The sequence below is a fragment of the Desulfatitalea alkaliphila genome (genome assembly GCF_022968795.1).
GTDB classification, from domain to species: domain Bacteria; phylum Desulfobacterota; class Desulfobacteria; order Desulfobacterales; family Desulfosarcinaceae; genus Desulfatitalea; species Desulfatitalea alkaliphila.
The window spans coordinates 12624-28931 of sequence record NZ_JALJRB010000005.1; the positions used below are offsets into that span (position 1 = coordinate 12624).

The 16308-nt window shown below is 60.9% G+C and carries 11 protein-coding genes; 4 read left to right on the top strand and 7 right to left on the bottom strand.

Features of this window, described 5'->3' with window-relative positions; all coding sequences use genetic code 11:
- Positions 1 to 23 precede the first annotated feature (23 nt).
- Positions 24 to 2096, bottom strand: coding sequence for a LytS/YhcK type 5TM receptor domain-containing protein (locus tag MRX98_RS06115; protein WP_246903962.1), 2073 nt, complete (start codon positions 2094 to 2096; stop codon positions 24 to 26).
- A gap of 432 nt (positions 2097 to 2528) precedes the next feature.
- On the bottom strand, positions 2529 to 2792 hold the full coding sequence (locus tag MRX98_RS06120; protein WP_246903963.1) for a hypothetical protein: 264 nt from the start codon (positions 2790 to 2792) through the stop codon (positions 2529 to 2531).
- 62 nt (positions 2793 to 2854) lie between these two features.
- Here MRX98_RS06120 and MRX98_RS06125 point away from each other — a divergent pair, with 62 nt between their 5' ends.
- The 3 genes from MRX98_RS06125 to MRX98_RS06135 all read left to right on the top strand — a co-directional run bounded on the left by MRX98_RS06125 (position 2855) and on the right by MRX98_RS06135 (position 7891).
- Complete coding sequence (locus MRX98_RS06125) at positions 2855 to 4153, top strand: DUF401 family protein (protein WP_246903964.1); 1299 nt, start codon at positions 2855 to 2857, stop codon at positions 4151 to 4153.
- A 102-nt stretch (positions 4154 to 4255) separates the two neighbouring features.
- Entirely contained in the window at positions 4256 to 4474 is a 219-nt protein-coding gene (locus MRX98_RS06130; RefSeq protein WP_246903965.1) for a hypothetical protein, read from the top strand.
- Between the two features lie 33 nt (positions 4475 to 4507).
- Entirely contained in the window at positions 4508 to 7891 is a 3384-nt protein-coding gene (locus tag MRX98_RS06135; protein ID WP_246903967.1) for an AsmA-like C-terminal domain-containing protein, read from the top strand.
- A gap of 59 nt (positions 7892 to 7950) precedes the next feature.
- Here MRX98_RS06135 and MRX98_RS06140 read toward each other — a convergent pair whose 3' ends face one another.
- The 5 genes from MRX98_RS06140 to thrS all read right to left on the bottom strand — a co-directional run bounded on the left by MRX98_RS06140 (position 7951) and on the right by thrS (position 14932).
- Positions 7951 to 9681, bottom strand: a complete 1731-nt coding sequence (locus tag MRX98_RS06140) for an FG-GAP repeat domain-containing protein (protein ID WP_246903969.1) — start codon at positions 9679 to 9681, stop codon at positions 7951 to 7953.
- Positions 9682 to 9709: 28 nt separating this feature from the next.
- Positions 9710 to 11140, bottom strand: a complete 1431-nt coding sequence (gene gatB / locus MRX98_RS06145) for an Asp-tRNA(Asn)/Glu-tRNA(Gln) amidotransferase subunit GatB (RefSeq protein ID WP_246903971.1) — start codon at positions 11138 to 11140, stop codon at positions 9710 to 9712.
- A 74-nt stretch (positions 11141 to 11214) separates the two neighbouring features.
- Complete coding sequence (locus MRX98_RS06150) at positions 11215 to 12375, bottom strand: hybrid sensor histidine kinase/response regulator (protein ID WP_246903973.1); 1161 nt, start codon at positions 12373 to 12375, stop codon at positions 11215 to 11217.
- Between the two features lie 94 nt (positions 12376 to 12469).
- Entirely contained in the window at positions 12470 to 12907 is a 438-nt protein-coding gene (locus MRX98_RS06155; protein WP_246903975.1) for a response regulator, read from the bottom strand.
- Positions 12908 to 13015: 108 nt separating this feature from the next.
- Positions 13016 to 14932 carry a threonine--tRNA ligase gene (gene thrS / locus MRX98_RS06160; protein WP_246903976.1) on the bottom strand — a complete coding sequence of 639 codons (1917 nt, stop codon included), beginning with the start codon at positions 14930 to 14932 and terminating at the stop codon, positions 13016 to 13018.
- Positions 14933 to 14992: 60 nt separating this feature from the next.
- Here thrS and MRX98_RS06165 point away from each other — a divergent pair, with 60 nt between their 5' ends.
- Positions 14993 to 16156 (top strand): ribonuclease D, encoded by a 1164-nt coding sequence (locus tag MRX98_RS06165; RefSeq protein ID WP_246903978.1) that lies wholly within the window; start codon positions 14993 to 14995, stop codon positions 16154 to 16156.
- Positions 16157 to 16308: the final 152 nt, after the last annotated feature.

Here is a 16308-nt window from a genome sequence, read left to right on the forward strand (position 1 = left end):
CGCGAACCGCCCCCCTACCACTGCTACCGGTCCAGCACGCTGCGCACTTTGGCGGCCAGGATCGCCACCGAAAAGGGTTTCTGCAGATAATCGATGTCCGCGTCCAGCACACCGCGGCGGGCGATCACGTCGGCGGTGTAACCGGACATGAAGAGGGTGCGGATCTCCGGACGCAAGGCCGTCAGGCGATCCTGCAGGGCCTTGCCGTCGAGGCCGGGCATCACCACATCGGTGACCAGCAAATGGATGGGTCCGGCATGCCGTCGCGCCAGGGCCAGGGCCTCCTCGGGCGTGGCGGCGGCCAGCACCGTGTAGCCATGGCGGGTCAGGATGGTACGGGTAAGCTTCAGCAAGGCGGTTTCATCCTCCACCAGCAAGATGGTTTCGTTGCCTCGGGCCGGTTCCGGCATCGCTTGGGCCATCGGCGCGGCCGTCGCATCTTCCGGCGCACGGGGCAAGTGGACCATGAAACGGGCCCCGTGCCCCGGTTCGCTGTAAACCGTGATGAACCCCTGGTTCTGCGTCACGATACCGTAGACCGTCGCCAACCCCAGCCCGGTTCCCCGTCCCACCGGCTTTGTGGTGAAAAAGGGCTCGAAGAGTTTGGCGCGCACCGGGGCGTCCATGCCCGGCCCCGTATCGCTGACGCTCAGGCACACATAATCGCCGGGAGCGCAATCGGCATTGTCCCGGCAATAGAGCATGTCGATGGCCACGTTGCGGGTTTCGATGGTGATGGTCCCCACCCCGTCGATGGCATCCCGGGCATTGACGGTCAGGTTGACCAGGATCTGGTCCACCTGGGAGGGGTCCATGCGCACAGGCCACAGCTTCTCCCCCGGCTGCCAGCGCAGTTCGATGGCCTCGCCGATCAAGCGCTGCAGCATGTTGCGCATCCCGCCCAGGGTGGCATTCAAATCCAGCACCCGGGGATCGATGGGCTGTTTGCGGGCGAAGGTCAGCAATTGGCGCGTCAGGTCGGCCGAACGGCGGCCGGCATCCAGAATCTCGCCCAGGTCCGTGGCGATGCCCGTTTGCGATCCGGCCTGGTCCAGGGCCAGCTCGGCGTGGCCGATGATCAGGGCCAGCATGTTATTGAAGTCGTGGGCCACGCCACCGGCCAGGCGGCCCACCGACTCCATCTTCTGGGCCTGGTGCAACTGCTCCTGCAGCTTCCGGTTGCGTTCCTCCGAAGCCTTGCGCTCGGTGATGTCATACACGATGACGTAGAGACGCTCCCCTTGCGGCGTGGCGATGGGACTGCTGAATACGGCCACGTCCCGCTCGCTGCCGTCGGCACAGCAGTGGCGGGTTTCATAGCGAAACGGATCGCCGTTGCCCACGGCCGTCGGCTGGGCATCGGCAACTGTGAGTCGGGCCAAGGACATACCGGACAGCTGGTCCCGGGGCCAACCGTAGAACCGGGCGGCAGCATGATTGGCGTCCAGGATGGCGCCGTTGTCGGGTTCGACGATCAGTTTGACGGCGGCATGGTCCTCGAACAACTTGCGGTAGTTCTCCTCGCTGGCGCGCAACGCCGCACGATCCGCCAGTATCTTGCCGGCCAGCAGCGTGGCCAGGGGATAGAGCACGATGACCGGCACACCGATGCGCACCATGGTGGACCACACCATTTCCCACGGCAGGGTCGTCATCAAAAGGACCATGATGACATGCACGGCCAAGCCGAACAGGTAGAGATAGCGCGCGGAGAAGGCGGCCCTTCCCGGCGGGGCATGGGCGTGGGCCACCAACCCCACCGCCGTGGACGACAAAATCACGCCCACCCCCATGATCATGCCCACGCCCCCCAACCAGAAGCGGCAGGCCAGGGCCATCAGGGCCGCCACCGTTGCCGCCATGGGACCGAAAAAGAGGGCGCAAAGACTGAGCATCACCGACCGGCCGTCGAAGATCAACCCCGCACCCAGATCCAAGGGCCGCAGCATGCCGATCACCGCCGCGCCACCGAACAGCACCCCCTGCAACAAGGCGCCGGACCACCGCTGCTTGGGCCAGCGCTCCTCGATGAAGGCCGACACCACGCTCAAGGCCACCAGCAACGCCAGGTTGAAAATCAGATCAAGATAGATCAAAGGATCCCTTTCAACAGGGGGGTAAAAACCGGTGTTACAAGGGGCAAGCCAAGGATTGCGTCCACCCTGGCGATTATAGTGAAACATCGGCCGGTTGACAAGCACCCGACAAATCCAAATCGAAATCGGGATCGGGACCAAAATCGATTCAGATCCGTTTTGCGCCTCGTTTCGCTTCGATTTCGATAGCGATCCCGATAGCGATTTCGATTTCCAACGGGGCAAGCCCCAACTTGGGTTTTGTGCATAACCGCTTTTCGTTTTTACTGTACCTTTTGGGCATGGTTTTGATCGACTGTTTTTATAAATAAGTTCATTCGCTTATTGCAGGACAGGCAGCACTACCTTGAAAGGGTTGATGTTAAGAGTTTGATGGTCATATAGAAAGTCGGCCTCCGGCAGGAGATCGTTAAATATAATACGCAAAATAAATTATTGATCAGAATTTGAATAAATGACAGTGGCATCCGGATCGGAAGGGTTGTGCAAGGAGTCCGATACGATCTGCTTGGGCGCTTTGAGCTCCACCGGGCTATCCGCATCCTCCGTGATGATCTGATCGACCGGCAACGTGGGCATGATGTCCTCTCTGAACAGCCCCGGCCATCCGGTGTCGAGCGTTTGGCGTCTTTTGGGACTGAGAATAACCCATGGATCGAAAATGTAGAGCTGGTTTGGACTTTTCAACGTGATCATGGTATCGACCTTAACCTTAACTTGGGTTTTGTGCATAACCGCTAAACTTTAAACTATCTCCCATGGCTGCCTTGCTCTCGTCCATTCCTGCTATTGTTCGGATTCTGCTGATATTCATCTTTGTTTTGTTGGCCATCAAGCGCAAGTGGATGTTGGGTAATGCGTTGATGGCCGGGTCGGTGGGGTTGGGGTTGATCTTCGGCATGTCATTGCCGGAGATTGCCCGCTCGACGGTGAGGGCCCTGGGGCATCCCAAGACCATCAGTCTGGCAATGGTGGTTTCCTTGATTCTGGTCTTCAGCCACATGCTGGAAAAATCGGGACAGATGGAGCGATTGCTGACCCACTTCAAGGGTCTGATCCGCCGGCCGCGCATCAATCTGGTGATCTTTCCGGCATTGATCGGGCTGCTGCCGATGCCCGGCGGGGCCATTTTTTCCGCCCCCATGGTCAAGAACCTCGGCGAGGAACACAACCTGTCCGGTGCCCGGTTGAGCTACGTCAACTACTGGTTTCGTCATATCTGGGAGTATTGGTGGCCTCTGTACCCCGGCATTCTGTTGACCACCGCGCTGGCCGGGGTGGATTTGTGGCAGCTGGTGCTCTACACCCTGCCCATGACCGTGGTGGCCGTCGGTGCCGGTTACTGGCCGCTGCGCGGTCGGATCGACGGGCCGGCGACGGTCGGCGACGGTGGCGGTAAAGCGGTCGGCCCCTTTCTTAAAGAGCTGGCGCCCATCGCGGGGGTCATCGGCTTCGGCCTGGGATTCGGCCTGCTGTTTACCTGGCTCCTGCCGCCCGGCATGCAGCCCGTGGCAAAGGAGTCGGGACTGATCCTCGCCTTGCTGCTGACCATCCTTTGGGTGACCCGCAGCAACGCCATCGCCGTGGCGCAGCAATGGGCCATCGTCAAGGACCCCGCACTGCTCAAGATGGTCTACATGGTGGCCACAATCCTGATCTTCGAGGGGCTGCTGGAAGACAGCCGGGCGGTACACCAGGTCAGCGCAGAAATGCTTCGCTGGCACATCCCCTTGATGCCCATCGCCATGCTGCTGCCCTTTCTGGTGGGCGGGGTGGTGGGCATCACCATCGCCTTCGTGGGCACCACCTTTCCCATCCTGATTTCCCTGATCCACGCCATGGGAGAAGAGGCGCTCATGCTGCCTTATCTGATGCTGGCCCTGACCTGGGGATTCGTGGGGGTCCTCGTCTCCCCCCTGCACCTGTGCCTGCTGCTCTCCAACGCCTATTTCAAAACCACCCTGATGCCGGTCTACCGCCACATGCGCATTCCCCTGCTCGCCCTGCTTACCGCCGCCACCGGCTACTTCACCCTCTTGCGTTACTGGATGCAGTGAACTAGAATACAAAAACACACCCACAAGCCCAAACAACCCAACAAACGCAATAAACTCAATAAACCCTATAAACTCAACAAACTCAACCATTCGGGAGCTCTCATGGAACGCTTCAAGGTCACTTTCTTCAAACCCTATCCTTTCCGGGAAGGGCAAAAAATTCGTATTGAAAGCGGCAAACGACAAGGGGATTGGGAAGTGGTCGCTGTCAGCGAAGCCAAGGTCCAATTGCGTTGTCCTGTTTCCGGCCGGCAATTCGAATGGGACCGTTTCTGCTATTTCACCGAAGAGCGCCAAAACGAAATCTGGCCGACGGAGTAGCGCCCCGGCGCTCCCCAAAGCCTATATAAACCCATGCGCCACATTCGCCGCATCGCCCGCTACAGTCTGTACAGCGCTCTGCTGTTGAGCGCGCTGACGGTGGGACTTCACTTCCTGCTGCCCTACCTGGTCAACAGCCAACCGCTGCGGGAACGTTTGCTGGCGCTGGTGGATGGGCGGGTGGCCAGCGATGCGGACTTCGACCGCCTGAAACCGGCCCTCTTTCCCCTGCCCCATGTCACTGTTACGGGCGGACGCATCACGGTGCCCGACCAATGGGCCCTGCAAGCACGGGAAATCGCTCTCTACCCCCGAATGCGCTCCCTGCTGCGCGGCCGGCCGGCCTTGGGCGCGGTTGTGGCCACCGCGCCCGAAATGACCCTGCACATGCCGCCGCGCACGCCGACGGCAGGAACGGCGCCAACCGATGGTATCGTTTCGGTCGCGGATGCCCCGACGGCCATCGCCTGGCCGGCCCTGCTACCGCCGGGCAGCCGGCTGCGGATCAAAGAGGGCCGCCTGACGGTGCTGGATGCCGAAGGTGTTGTGACACAGGTCGACGAGCTCACTTTGACCGTCCGCGGCACCGCGCAAGTGTTGGATTTCACATTGCGCGGCGCAACCGATTTCAGCACGGCGCTGGCGGCCGAACTGCAACTGCCGCGCCGGTTCGGCGCCGACGGCTCCCCACCGGCAACCGTCGCTGTGCAAGCCCGAAATATCGATATCGGACATTTGCGTCGGGTGCTGACCCGTCTCCTGCCCGAGGCCGACCTGAACGTCCTGGAGGTGCTGCGCGACGGCACCGTTGAAACGGTGGCCCTCACCAGTACCCCTGCCGATTGGCATCCCAGGCAATGGTTGTCCACCTTGACACTGGAAGGCCGCCTGATCGACGGGCAGCTTTTCATTCCCCATGTCGCCCTGGATCTGAGCGAAGTGTCGGGGGAGGTAGCCATCGCCGACGGGGTCTTGAGCGCGCAGAATGTCACCGCCCGGTTGGATGAAACGTTCGCCGAACAGGGCCGTTTGACCTTGGGGCTGTTGGCGCGCCCCTTGCCCTTGGAACTGGCCATCGACCTGGATGCCGACCTTTCGCGCCTGCCGCCCCTGCTGGCCCGGATCCTCCGCCGGTCCGGCGTGGTCGAAGCCCTGCAGGGGCTGCAAGAGGTACGCGGCCGCGCCATGGGACGACTGCACCTGGAAGGGCCGGTCAACCAACTGGCCGTAAAGGCCGAAGCGGATGCCGTCTCCCTGGTGATCGCCGATGGGCGTCTGCCCTATCCTTTGACCATCGATGGCGGCGCCGTCCGCATCGACAATAGGACCCTGGCGGTCACCGGTCTGCGGGGGCAATTGCAAGAGAGCACTTTCGAGCAGCTGGCAGCGGAAATCCGTTGGGACCGCCAAGCGCCGCAACTGCATATCACCAAAGGCGCGGGTCGTCTCTCCTGCGACCGACTCTGGCCCTGGGTGGCGCCCCGCCTGGCGCAACGGTTCGGCGGAATGCCCGTCGAGGATTTGCAGGGTTGGATAAAGGTGGACCGTGCCGATATCAGCGGCCCCCTGGCCGACCCCGCCCGGTGGACGCTAAGGGCTGCCGGCACTTTGGTCAGTGTCCGCCTCGCGGTTGCCGATCTGCCGGCTCCCTTGACCGCCCAAAAAGGGCGCTGGAAGCTGCAAGACCGGGAACTGTCCTTGGAAGAGGTCCGGCTCGACTATATGGACGCCGCCCTTCGGGGCGATGTCGCCTTCATCCCCATGCACGAAGGACCCTACCGCATCACCGCCGCCATGGAAGGGACCATGGACGCCGCGGCCGGCCGATGGCTGCACGAACAATTGCAGCTGCCCGAATTTATCACCCTGCCGACCCCCATCACGATCGACCGTCTGGCCTTGGAACGGCCCGGCGGCCGGAAGGCCACCCTCCAGGGACGCTTGTCGCTGCCGGACGGCCTGGCCCTGGAAGGGCATCTGGACATCGATCCGGACCATTTCCGGCTCCATCGCCTGGCTTTCACCGACGCCCGGTCCGAAGGTGCTGTTGCGGTGCAATGGCAACGCAACGGCCCCGACCGGTCGGTCCGCTTTCAAGGCCGGCTGGATGGATCCACCCTGGCCCCTTTCGGTCTGGCACGAAGCAGCGGGGAGGGTTCGATGAGCGGCGACGCCCGGTTGCGCTGGACGGCCGGCTCTGCCCGAGCGTTGGCGCTGGAAGGCAATATCGAAGTGCTTGCCTGGCACCCACCAGCCGCATTCCAGTTTCCCCTTCGGATCCACCGCTTGACGGTGACGGGCAACGAGGCCGCGCTGTTGCTGCACGCCCTGGACCTTTCCTGGCAGGATCAACCCTTGTACGCGGAAGGAACGGCGGCCATGACGGACCAGGGCATGGTGCTGGACCTGGATCTTTCCGCCGAAGCGCTGGACCTGACGACGTTGTTGGAACATCGCCACAATCCGGATCGTGCAAGCCAGGCGGATGCCGCGACCGACGGCGACCGCCCCCGGTCGCCATGGATCCTGCCCGACGTGCAGGGCAAGATCGATGTGGCCCTCGACCGGCTGACCTACCGCCATCACCAGTGGGAGCCCCTGCGGGCCACGCTCACCTGGAATCGCGACAGCGGACTGCTGCAGGTGGACGAGGCTTTCCTGTGCGGCATTGCTACGGTGGGTCAGCTTTCCTGGTCGGCGGACGGTTATGCATTGACCTTGATGCCCACGGCGCGGCAACAGGCCCTGCGGTATGCCGGCGGCTGCCTGAGCGGCGCCCCCTCCACCGAGAGGTTGGAAGGCACCTATGATGTGGACGGAAGATTGACCAGCAGGGGCGCCACCATCGCCGCACTCCGGGAGAACCTGCGGGGGCCGGTGGAGGTGACGATCAGCGAGGGGCGGGTTTACAACATCGGGGAGGCGGGCTTTTTCACCAACATCTTGTCCTTCCTGAAGCTCAACAACCTGGTGCGGGGCCAAATCCCCGACATGCGGGAACGGGACTTTCGCTATCACCGGCTCCATTTGCGCATGCAGAGCCGCGGGGAACGGTTGGTGATCGAGGAAGCCGACATGCTGGCCGATGCCTTCAACATGGTGGGTGAAGGCACGGTGGCGCTGGATACCCGGCAATTGGATCTGACGGTGCTGGTCTCTCCGTTGACCACCCTGGACAGCCTGATCCGCTACCTGCCCATCGTGGGCAACATTCTTCAGGGCACCCTGGTGGCCATCCCCATGGGGGTCGACGGGCCCATAGCCAACCCGAGGGTGGTGCCCCTGTCGCCCAGATCGGTGGGCGGCCGCCTACTGGGCATCCTGGAGCGCACGCTGAAAACCCCCTTCCGCCTGATCGAACCGGTCCTGCCGGGCAACAACGAGCGTTCCGATGCCAATGGCGCCAATGGCGATTGAAACCATCCGCTCTGCAGCTGCGTAAAAGGCGGCCCGATGGGGCCGCAATAAACGCCCGATCAGTCCGTCGGCGTCACATTCAGCTCAAAGGCCACCAGGGCACTCTGAGCATCGGCGAAAATGATGGCCCCCTCCTTGGCGATGACCACCAGCAGCAGATTGAGGATGCCGTCATTGTTGAAGTCGGCCACCAGAAAATCCTGGACCCGCCCGGAGAGTTGGCGGGTGCGCCAGACCGGGGCCAGTCCCAGGCCGTCCCAGGTCAGGGCCTCCACCGTGCCCTTGCCGAAAAAGCGCTGCTCCACCAGAAGGCGCCCGGCGCTGTCCCGGTTGTGGGCCACCAGCACCTCGTACCGGCCGTCGCCGTCCAGATCCGTGGTGCGAACGCGGGTGGGCAAATAGAAGGAGGCCGGCGAATCGCCGGGCCCCCGGGGCGGCATGGCGAAGTAAAGCGGCGTGCCGCCGTAGACATCGCTGCTGGTGTGCTGCACCCGGCCGTTGGCCGTGATTACCCGCAGCCGATCCTTGGGATCGAAGGCCACGAAACTCTCGCCACCGTCGTTGAGGATGTCGCCGTAGGCCAAACCGAGCAGGTTGGCCAGGCGGCCCGCCAGCAGTTGCCGTTCGGGCACATAGGCCTGCCCGTTCCAGACCATCTGGTGGATCGGGGCATCGAAGGGGGTGGAGGCGTCGCTGAGCTGCAGCTGCCCCAGCAGAATTCGGCCGAAGGTGGGATGGCGCACCACGCTGTAGTAGTAACGGCTCTTATCCACCACCGTGCGAAAGGTCTGCCCGTCGAATTCCAGCACATAAGAGGCCACGGCGTTGAGGCCCACCGAAAAGGCGGTCACGAAGATCTCCGGCATGCCGTTGCCGTTGATGTCGGCCACATCCACACTGATGTTGCGCACATAGCGTCCGGCGGGTATCTCCGCCACGGTTTGCTGCCGTCCCTCGGCAAAGCGATAGATGAACAGCTTGTCCGGCGCGGCCACCACCGTTTCCAGCAAACCGTCGCTGTCCAGATCGCCCACGGCGACGGCATTGATCAAGTGGTTGTAAGTCTGGCTCTTCCAGAAGCCGGCATCGGCGCCGGGTTGGCTGCCTGCCGCAGCGGCGAAGGCGGGATTGAGGGGGTGGGGCCGGGCATCCAGATCGTCGCGGCTCCCGCTCGGACGGCGGATGGGATCCATGCGCCGCGCCTCTTCGAGCAGCCGTTCCGGGTGGCGGTGCATGTCGCTCACAGGGGGCGCCGGAGTACCGCCGACGGTCGGCGCCGGCGCGACGGCCGGTGTTGCGGGCCGGGCCGCCACACCGAACACTTCGCTGTTGATCTCGCTGGCCATGCGATTGATTTCAGGAATCACCTCGCCCATGCCCCGGGTCTGTTTGAAGAAGGTCATGGGGGCACGAGTGCCACTCAAGTCGAGCATGGCGGCGTCGATACTCACGCTCTCACCCAGCACGGTGAGGCTGCCGTGGATGGTGTAATCGGCTTGCAGGGTTTCGCCCACCTGCCGTGCTTGTCGTTCGCCGCTCGCATCCCCGGCGGTCGCCAGGGCCCGCGCCGTGGCTTCGGGATCCAGCACCGTCACTTTGCCGGGCGAAGAGAGCCGCGATGTGAACATCTGCACGATGCCGCGCTGCAAGAAGGCGTAGTCCTTCTCGGCAAGAATCTCGAAAGGCAGAATCGCCACCTTGAACGGTTCGGCCGCGACGGCAGCGGGCAAGCAAAGGCAACACAGCAGGAACAGCAACAGGACGTTTCTGGAACGTTTAATGAAATTCAATGGTTGCTCCTTGTCGGGCAATGGATCGCTATTGGAGTTTGCGGCCCAGAATCTGGTTGACCATCTTGGGATTGGCTTTACCCCCGGTGGCCTTCATCACCTGGCCCACGAAAAAACCCATCAGTTTGGTCTGGCCGGCCTTGTAGCGCGCCACTTCGTCGGGGTTGGCCGCCAACACCCCGTCCACCGCCTGTTCAATGGCGTCACCGTCGGACACCTGGGACAACCCCTTGGCCTTGATGATCTCGGCGGGCGATTGGCCCGAAGCGGCCATTTCGTCAAACACGGCCTTGGCGATTTTGTTGCTGATCACCCCTTCGTCCAGCAGCCGCAGCAAAGCGGCCAGGTCGGCGGCGCTGACGGGGGTGGCGTCGATGGCAAGGTCCCGGGCGTTGAGCAACCCCAGCAGGGGCCCCATGATCCAGTTGCTCACCACCTTGGGCTGGTCGTAAAGCGCCACGCAGGCCTCGAAATAGTCGGCCAGCTCCCGGCTGGTGGTCAACAGGGCCGCATCGTAGTCCGGCAGGCGGTAGCGGTCGACAAAACGCGCTCGCCGTGCATCCGGCAGTTCGGGCAAGGCGCTGCGCACCGCCTCGACCCACTGCGAATCGATTTCCAGGGGCAACAGGTCGGGATCGGGAAAATAGCGATAGTCATGGGCCTCTTCCTTGCCGCGCATGGAGACGGTCACCCCTTTGTCAGGGTCCCAAAGACGGGTTTCCTGCACGATGGCGCCCCCCTCCCGCAAGATTTCCCCCTGCCGGACGATTTCGTAACGCAGCGCTTTTTCAACATTCTTGAACGAGTTGAGGTTCTTGATTTCGGTGCGGGTGCCCAAAGTAGTACTGCCTTCGGGACGCAGGGAGACGTTGGCGTCGCAGCGGAAACTGCCCTCCTCCATGTTGCCGTCGCCGATATCGATCCAGCGAATGATCGTACGCAGGGTGCGCAGGTAGGCCCCCGCCTCCTCGGGCGAACGCAGATCGGGTTCGCTGACGATCTCCATCAGGGGCACCCCGGCCCGGTTCAAATCCACAAAACTGACCGGTCGCCGCGGATCATGTACCAGCTTGCCGGCATCCTCTTCCATGTGGATACGGGTCAGACCGATCCGCACCACTCGATCATCCACCACCGTGTCCACATGGCCCGCCTCGGCGATGGGCAGCTCATATTGGGAAATCTGGTACCCTTTGGGCAGGTCGGGATAGAAATAGTTCTTGCGCGCAAACCGGCTCACGGGTGCGATGCGGCATTTGGTGGCCAGGGCCATGCGCATGGTGTATTCGACCACCGTCTTGTTCAATGTCGGCAAAACGCCGGGCATGCCCAGGCAAACGGGGCAGGTGTGGCTGTTGGGCGGCGCGCCGAAACGGGTGGAGCAGCCGCAGAATATTTTGGTTTCGGTTTTCAGTTGGGCATGTACTTCCAACCCGATCACCGGTTCGAATTGCGTCATTCGCTACGATCCTGTTTTGAATCACCATGGAATGGGAAAGGGAATATTGATGCCGCGGCACAACCGCAATCCCATTATTCCTTGACCGGCAAGGTGATGGTGAAGGTTGACCCTTGGTTTACCTGGCTATTCACGGAGATGGTCCCACCAAGTTTTTGAATGATGCCCCATGACACATACAGCCCCATCCCTGTTCCTTGTCCGACTCCCTTGGTGGTGAAAAAAGGCTCGAAAATCCTGGGCAAATGCTCTTCGGAAATACCGCAACCGGTATCCAGAACGGTAATCCGCGCCCGGTCGTCCGTTCCCTCCAATCTGAGCGTGATGGTACCGCCGGCACCAGTGGCATGAATGGCATTGGTCATCAAATTGATCAACACCTGCAACAAGGGGTAGGGCTCGCTCCACACGACCGGCAGCGGTTCGACAATGTCCAGCCGAATGGCAATCTGTTTCTGTTGCGCTTCCTGCTCAACAAGCGAAATGGATTCCCGAGCCAAACTTTGCAGATCGACCGCCACCATTTCAACGGGTTCGGTTAAATCGGTGCTTTGGGTGTGCACAGCTTGCAGCAGTTGACGGGTGATATTGCGTGCCCGATGGACCGCCTTGCCGATTCTGTTCAAGGCCTTTTCGAAATCCGCCTTGCGCGGGATGTCACGGAGCTCGGGCTTGCCCAGAATTTGTTGCAACCAACCTGCGGATTCTTGAATGATTGCGAGGGGATTGTTGATTTCATGGGCCACCCCTGTCGCCATGGTGCCCAACGCCGCCAACCTTTCCGCAATCACCATTTGTTGCTTTATTCGTTCTCTGAAGGCCGCTTCTTCTTTTTCAACCCGAGCGCGTACAATCTTTTCATCGGCCTGCCGGATTTTGCGAACCAGCTGTTCAATTTCAATGGGTTTGGAAAGGTAGTCGAAGGCGCCCATTTTGATGCCCTCGACACCGTCCTGTGGATTGGCATGACCTGTGAGCAGAATCACTTCCAGCTCAGGGTATCGGTCTTTGATGCATTTCAAGGTCTGGACGCCGTCCATGCCGGGCATTTTGACATCCATCACAACAACGTCTACGGGGGCGACACTCAATTGGTCCAGTGCCGCTTGCCCCGTGGCTGCTTCAACGACCGATATGGACCTGCCGGACAGTCGTTTATGCAGAACCGAGCGATAGTCCTCCTCATCGTCAACGAGCAGCACGCGAATGATGTTCCGGTCGCCGTCACCACTCATCACAGGCCCTCATGTCCATCAATGCCCCAAGGGCGTCCAACCCAACGCCCTTCGACCTCGTCAAAGAAAGTTTTTAGGCCTTCCACTAAGGGCACTATATTTTCGCACTTCGCAGCAACATTGCGGCTTCCGCTTTTTTGATGCGCTCCATCTGGTCCTGCTTGCGTTGCCTGGCCTGATTGAGCTTGGCCGTCAGATCATCAAAATCGGCCGGTTTGAAAAGAAAATCGAAGGCGCCCAGCTTCATGCCTTGAACCGCAGCCTCGATGGTCCCATGGCCGGTTAGCATGATGACCTCCAACAAGGGAAACTGTTTCTTGATTTCCTGCAAGGTTTCGATACCGTCCATGCCCGGCATTTTGACATCCAGAATCACGACGTCCACATCTTGCTCTTTCAGCTTTTCAAGACACGCTTCTCCGCTGTAGACGGGTATAACGTTCTCATCTATCTCTTTTAGGCGCAGGCTCAACATCTCGACGAAATCTTCCTCGTCATCGACCAACATGATATAACTAGGTGTTTTAAACATGGACGCCTCCCCCTATTAATGGTTTCTGTAAATCCTGATCATCCCTGTATTGAGATGTTGTGCATCTATTTTTTATCATAATTGATGGCCGACCACAAAAACAATCCCCTACCCCTGCAACCCATCGAAACTCAGCGTGCGGCGACTGATGTTATCCAGCACAAGCTGCTCGAAGGACGCCATGGGCACGCCCTGGCGCACCTGCCCGTCCAGGGTTCGAACGGAGATGGTGCCGCTCTCTTTCTCCTTGTTGCCGCAGGTGAGGATCAGGGGGATCTTGTTGAGTTGAGCGTCCCGCACCTTCTTGTTCAGACTCTCGGAGCGATGGTCCACCTCGGTGCGAATGCCGAGTGTTTCCAGGCGCTCGGCCACGCTGCGGGCAAAGGGCAGCAGGTCGTCGTTGAGGGGCAGCACCCCGGCCTGCACCGGCGCCAGCCAGAGGGGAAACTGGCCGGCGAAATGTTCCACCAGGATGCCGAAAAAGCGTTCGATGGAGCCGTAGATCACCCGGTGGATCATGATGGGCCGGTGCCGCTCGTTGTCGGCGCCGATGTAGCTCAGGTCGAACCGCTCGGGCAGGGACATGTCCAACTGCACCGTGCCGCATTGCCAGGTGCGGCCCAGGGCATCCTTGATGTGGATGTCGATCTTGGGACCGTAGAAGGCGCCGTCGCCTTCATTGACCTTATAATCCGCGCCATACTCCGCCAAAGCGGCTTTCAATCCCTCGGTGGCCGTCTCCCACTGGGCATCGGTGCCGATGGACTTTGCCGGGCGGGTGGAAAGTTCCAGATGGAAACCGAGGCCGAAGGTGCTGTAAATCTTGTCCACCAGGCGCAGCACGCCCAGGATTTCGGGCTGGATCTGGTCGGGGGTCATGAATATGTGGGCATCGTCCTGATGAAAGGCCCGGACCCGGAACAGGCCGTTGAGCACGCCGCTGAGCTCGTGGCGGTGCACCAGGCCGACTTCTGCCGCCCGCACGGGCAGGTCGCGGTAGGAGTGGTGCTTGCGGCCGAACAGCAGCATTCCGCCAGGGCAGTTCATGGGCTTGATGGCGTAGTCGATCTCATCGATGACGGCGGTGTACATGTTCTCGCGGTAGTTTTCCCAGTGGCCGCTGCGCTCCCACAATTTGCGCTGCAGCAGGATGGGGGTCTTGGTCTCCACGTAGCCGGCGGCGCGGTGCTCCAGGCGCCAATAGTCCAACAGGGCGTTCCAGATCGCCATCCCCTTGGGGTGAAAGAAGGCCATGCCCGGCGCTTCGTCACGGAAGCTGAACAGGTCCAGGGCCGTGCCGATGCGCCGGTGGTTGCGCTTGCGGGCCTCTTCGATGAAGGCCAAATGGGCCTTGAGATCCTTCTTGTCGAAAAAAGCGATACCGTAGACCCGCTGCAACTGTGCTTTGGTCTGATCGGCCCGCCAGTAGGCGCCGGAGGCTTTCATCAGTTTGAAGGCTTTGACGAAGCCGGTGTGGGGCACGTGGGGTCCGCGGCACAGATCGAAAAAGTCCCCTTGGCGGTAGATGGAGATGGTGCCGTCCGCCAGGTCCTTCAACATTTCAAGTTTATAGGGCTCATCCCGGTAAATCCGCAGGGCTTCGTCCTTAGCCACTTCCTCGCGCCGGATGGGCAGTTTCTCCTGTACGATCTTTTTCATCTCCGCCTCGATGCGGGCGAAATCCTCCTCCGACACCGGCGGCATGTCGATGTCGTAGTAAAAACCCTCCTCCACCACCGGACCGATGGTGAGCTTGGCATCGGGATAGAGCCGCAGGATCGCCTGGGCCATAACGTGGGCGGCGCTGTGGCGCATGATCTCCAGCCCCTCGGGATCCTTGGTGGTGATAAAGCGCACCGCCCCGTCACCGTCGATGGTGCGGTCCAGATCCATCAAGCGCTCGTCGAGCACCATGGCCACACAGTTGCGGGCGAACCCTTCCGAAATGCTTTGGGCCACATCCAAACCTGTCGGGGGTTGGTCAAATTGCTTTATACCGCCATCGGGAAGTGTTATATTAATCATTTTTAAAACGCCTTTTAATTGGTAAGCAGGTAAAGCTGTTGAAGTAGGAGAAATACCCCCGTGGGTCAAGAGAAAAAATCGGAGGGGGCCGCCCCTCCACGTTACGATCTGATCGAAACCGAGGCGGACTTGGCCGCCTTCGCCCGTGAGGCCGGAGCGGCCCGGTCCCTGGCCGTGGATGTGGAGGCCGACTCCATGTTCCACTACCAGGAACGGGTGTGCCTGATTCAAATGGCCGCCAACGGCCGCATCGTGGTGATCGATCCCTTGCAAGTGCCGGACCTGACATGCCTCAAGCCGCTGTTCGCCGACCCCGCCATCCGCAAGGTGTTTCACGGCGCCGATTACGATGTGCGCTCCCTCTATCGGGACTTCGACATCCGGATCGAAAACCTGTTCGACACCCAACTGGCCAGTATGTACCTGGGCCACAGCGAAACCAGCCTGGAGGCGGTGGTGGGCCACCGCTTCGGCGTGGCACTGGACAAAAAATTCCAGAAAAAGGACTGGTCGCGGCGCCCCCTGCCGCCGGAGATGGTGGCCTACGCCGCCTGCGACGTGGTCTACCTGATTCCCCTGGCCGATGCCCTGACACGGGAATTGGAAGCCAAAGGGCGCTTGACGTGGGTGTTGGAAAATTGCCGTTTGCTCAGCCAGGTGCGGCCCCAGGAGAATCAGCAACCCTTTTTTGTCCGTTTTCGCGGTGCCGGGCGCCTGGCGCCGCGCCAACTGGCCGCCCTGGAAGCGCTTTTGCAATTGCGGGACCAACTGGCGCGCCAGAAGGATCGCCCCTGGTTCAAGGTCATGAGCAACACCAGCCTGCTGAAACTTGCCAACGAGATGCCCACGGGCATGAAGCGGCTCAAGACCACCAAGGCATTGAGCCCGCGACAGGTGGAGATGTACGGCCACGCGATTTTGGAGGCCCTGAACACCGCCCGCGAAACACCCGACGACCAACTGCCTGTCTATCCCCACCGCAAGGCACCGCGATTGTCGGCGCGCATCCCGCGCCGCATCAAAGCGCTGCGCGCCTGGCGCGACCAGGTGGCGGAGGCCTTGGCCCTGGACCCGGCCCTGCTGTTCAACAAGGCCCTGCTACAGGAAATCGCCGTCAAAAAACCCCGCACCACCGATGAACTGGCCCGCATCCCCGAAATCCACCAGTGGCAGGTCAAGGTCTTCGGGGAGAAAATTATATCCGTGCTCAATGCGGTGCCGTGACTCTTTATCTAACCAATTGAAAATAATAGTTTTAAGTTTTAAGTGGTAAGTTAAGGTATCCTGTCGATTATAGATGTCGGAATACATCGATCATCCTTCGTTTTAAATCGTCTGAAAACTCTGAAAAAAGAAAACGGCTATGGGATAGCAAG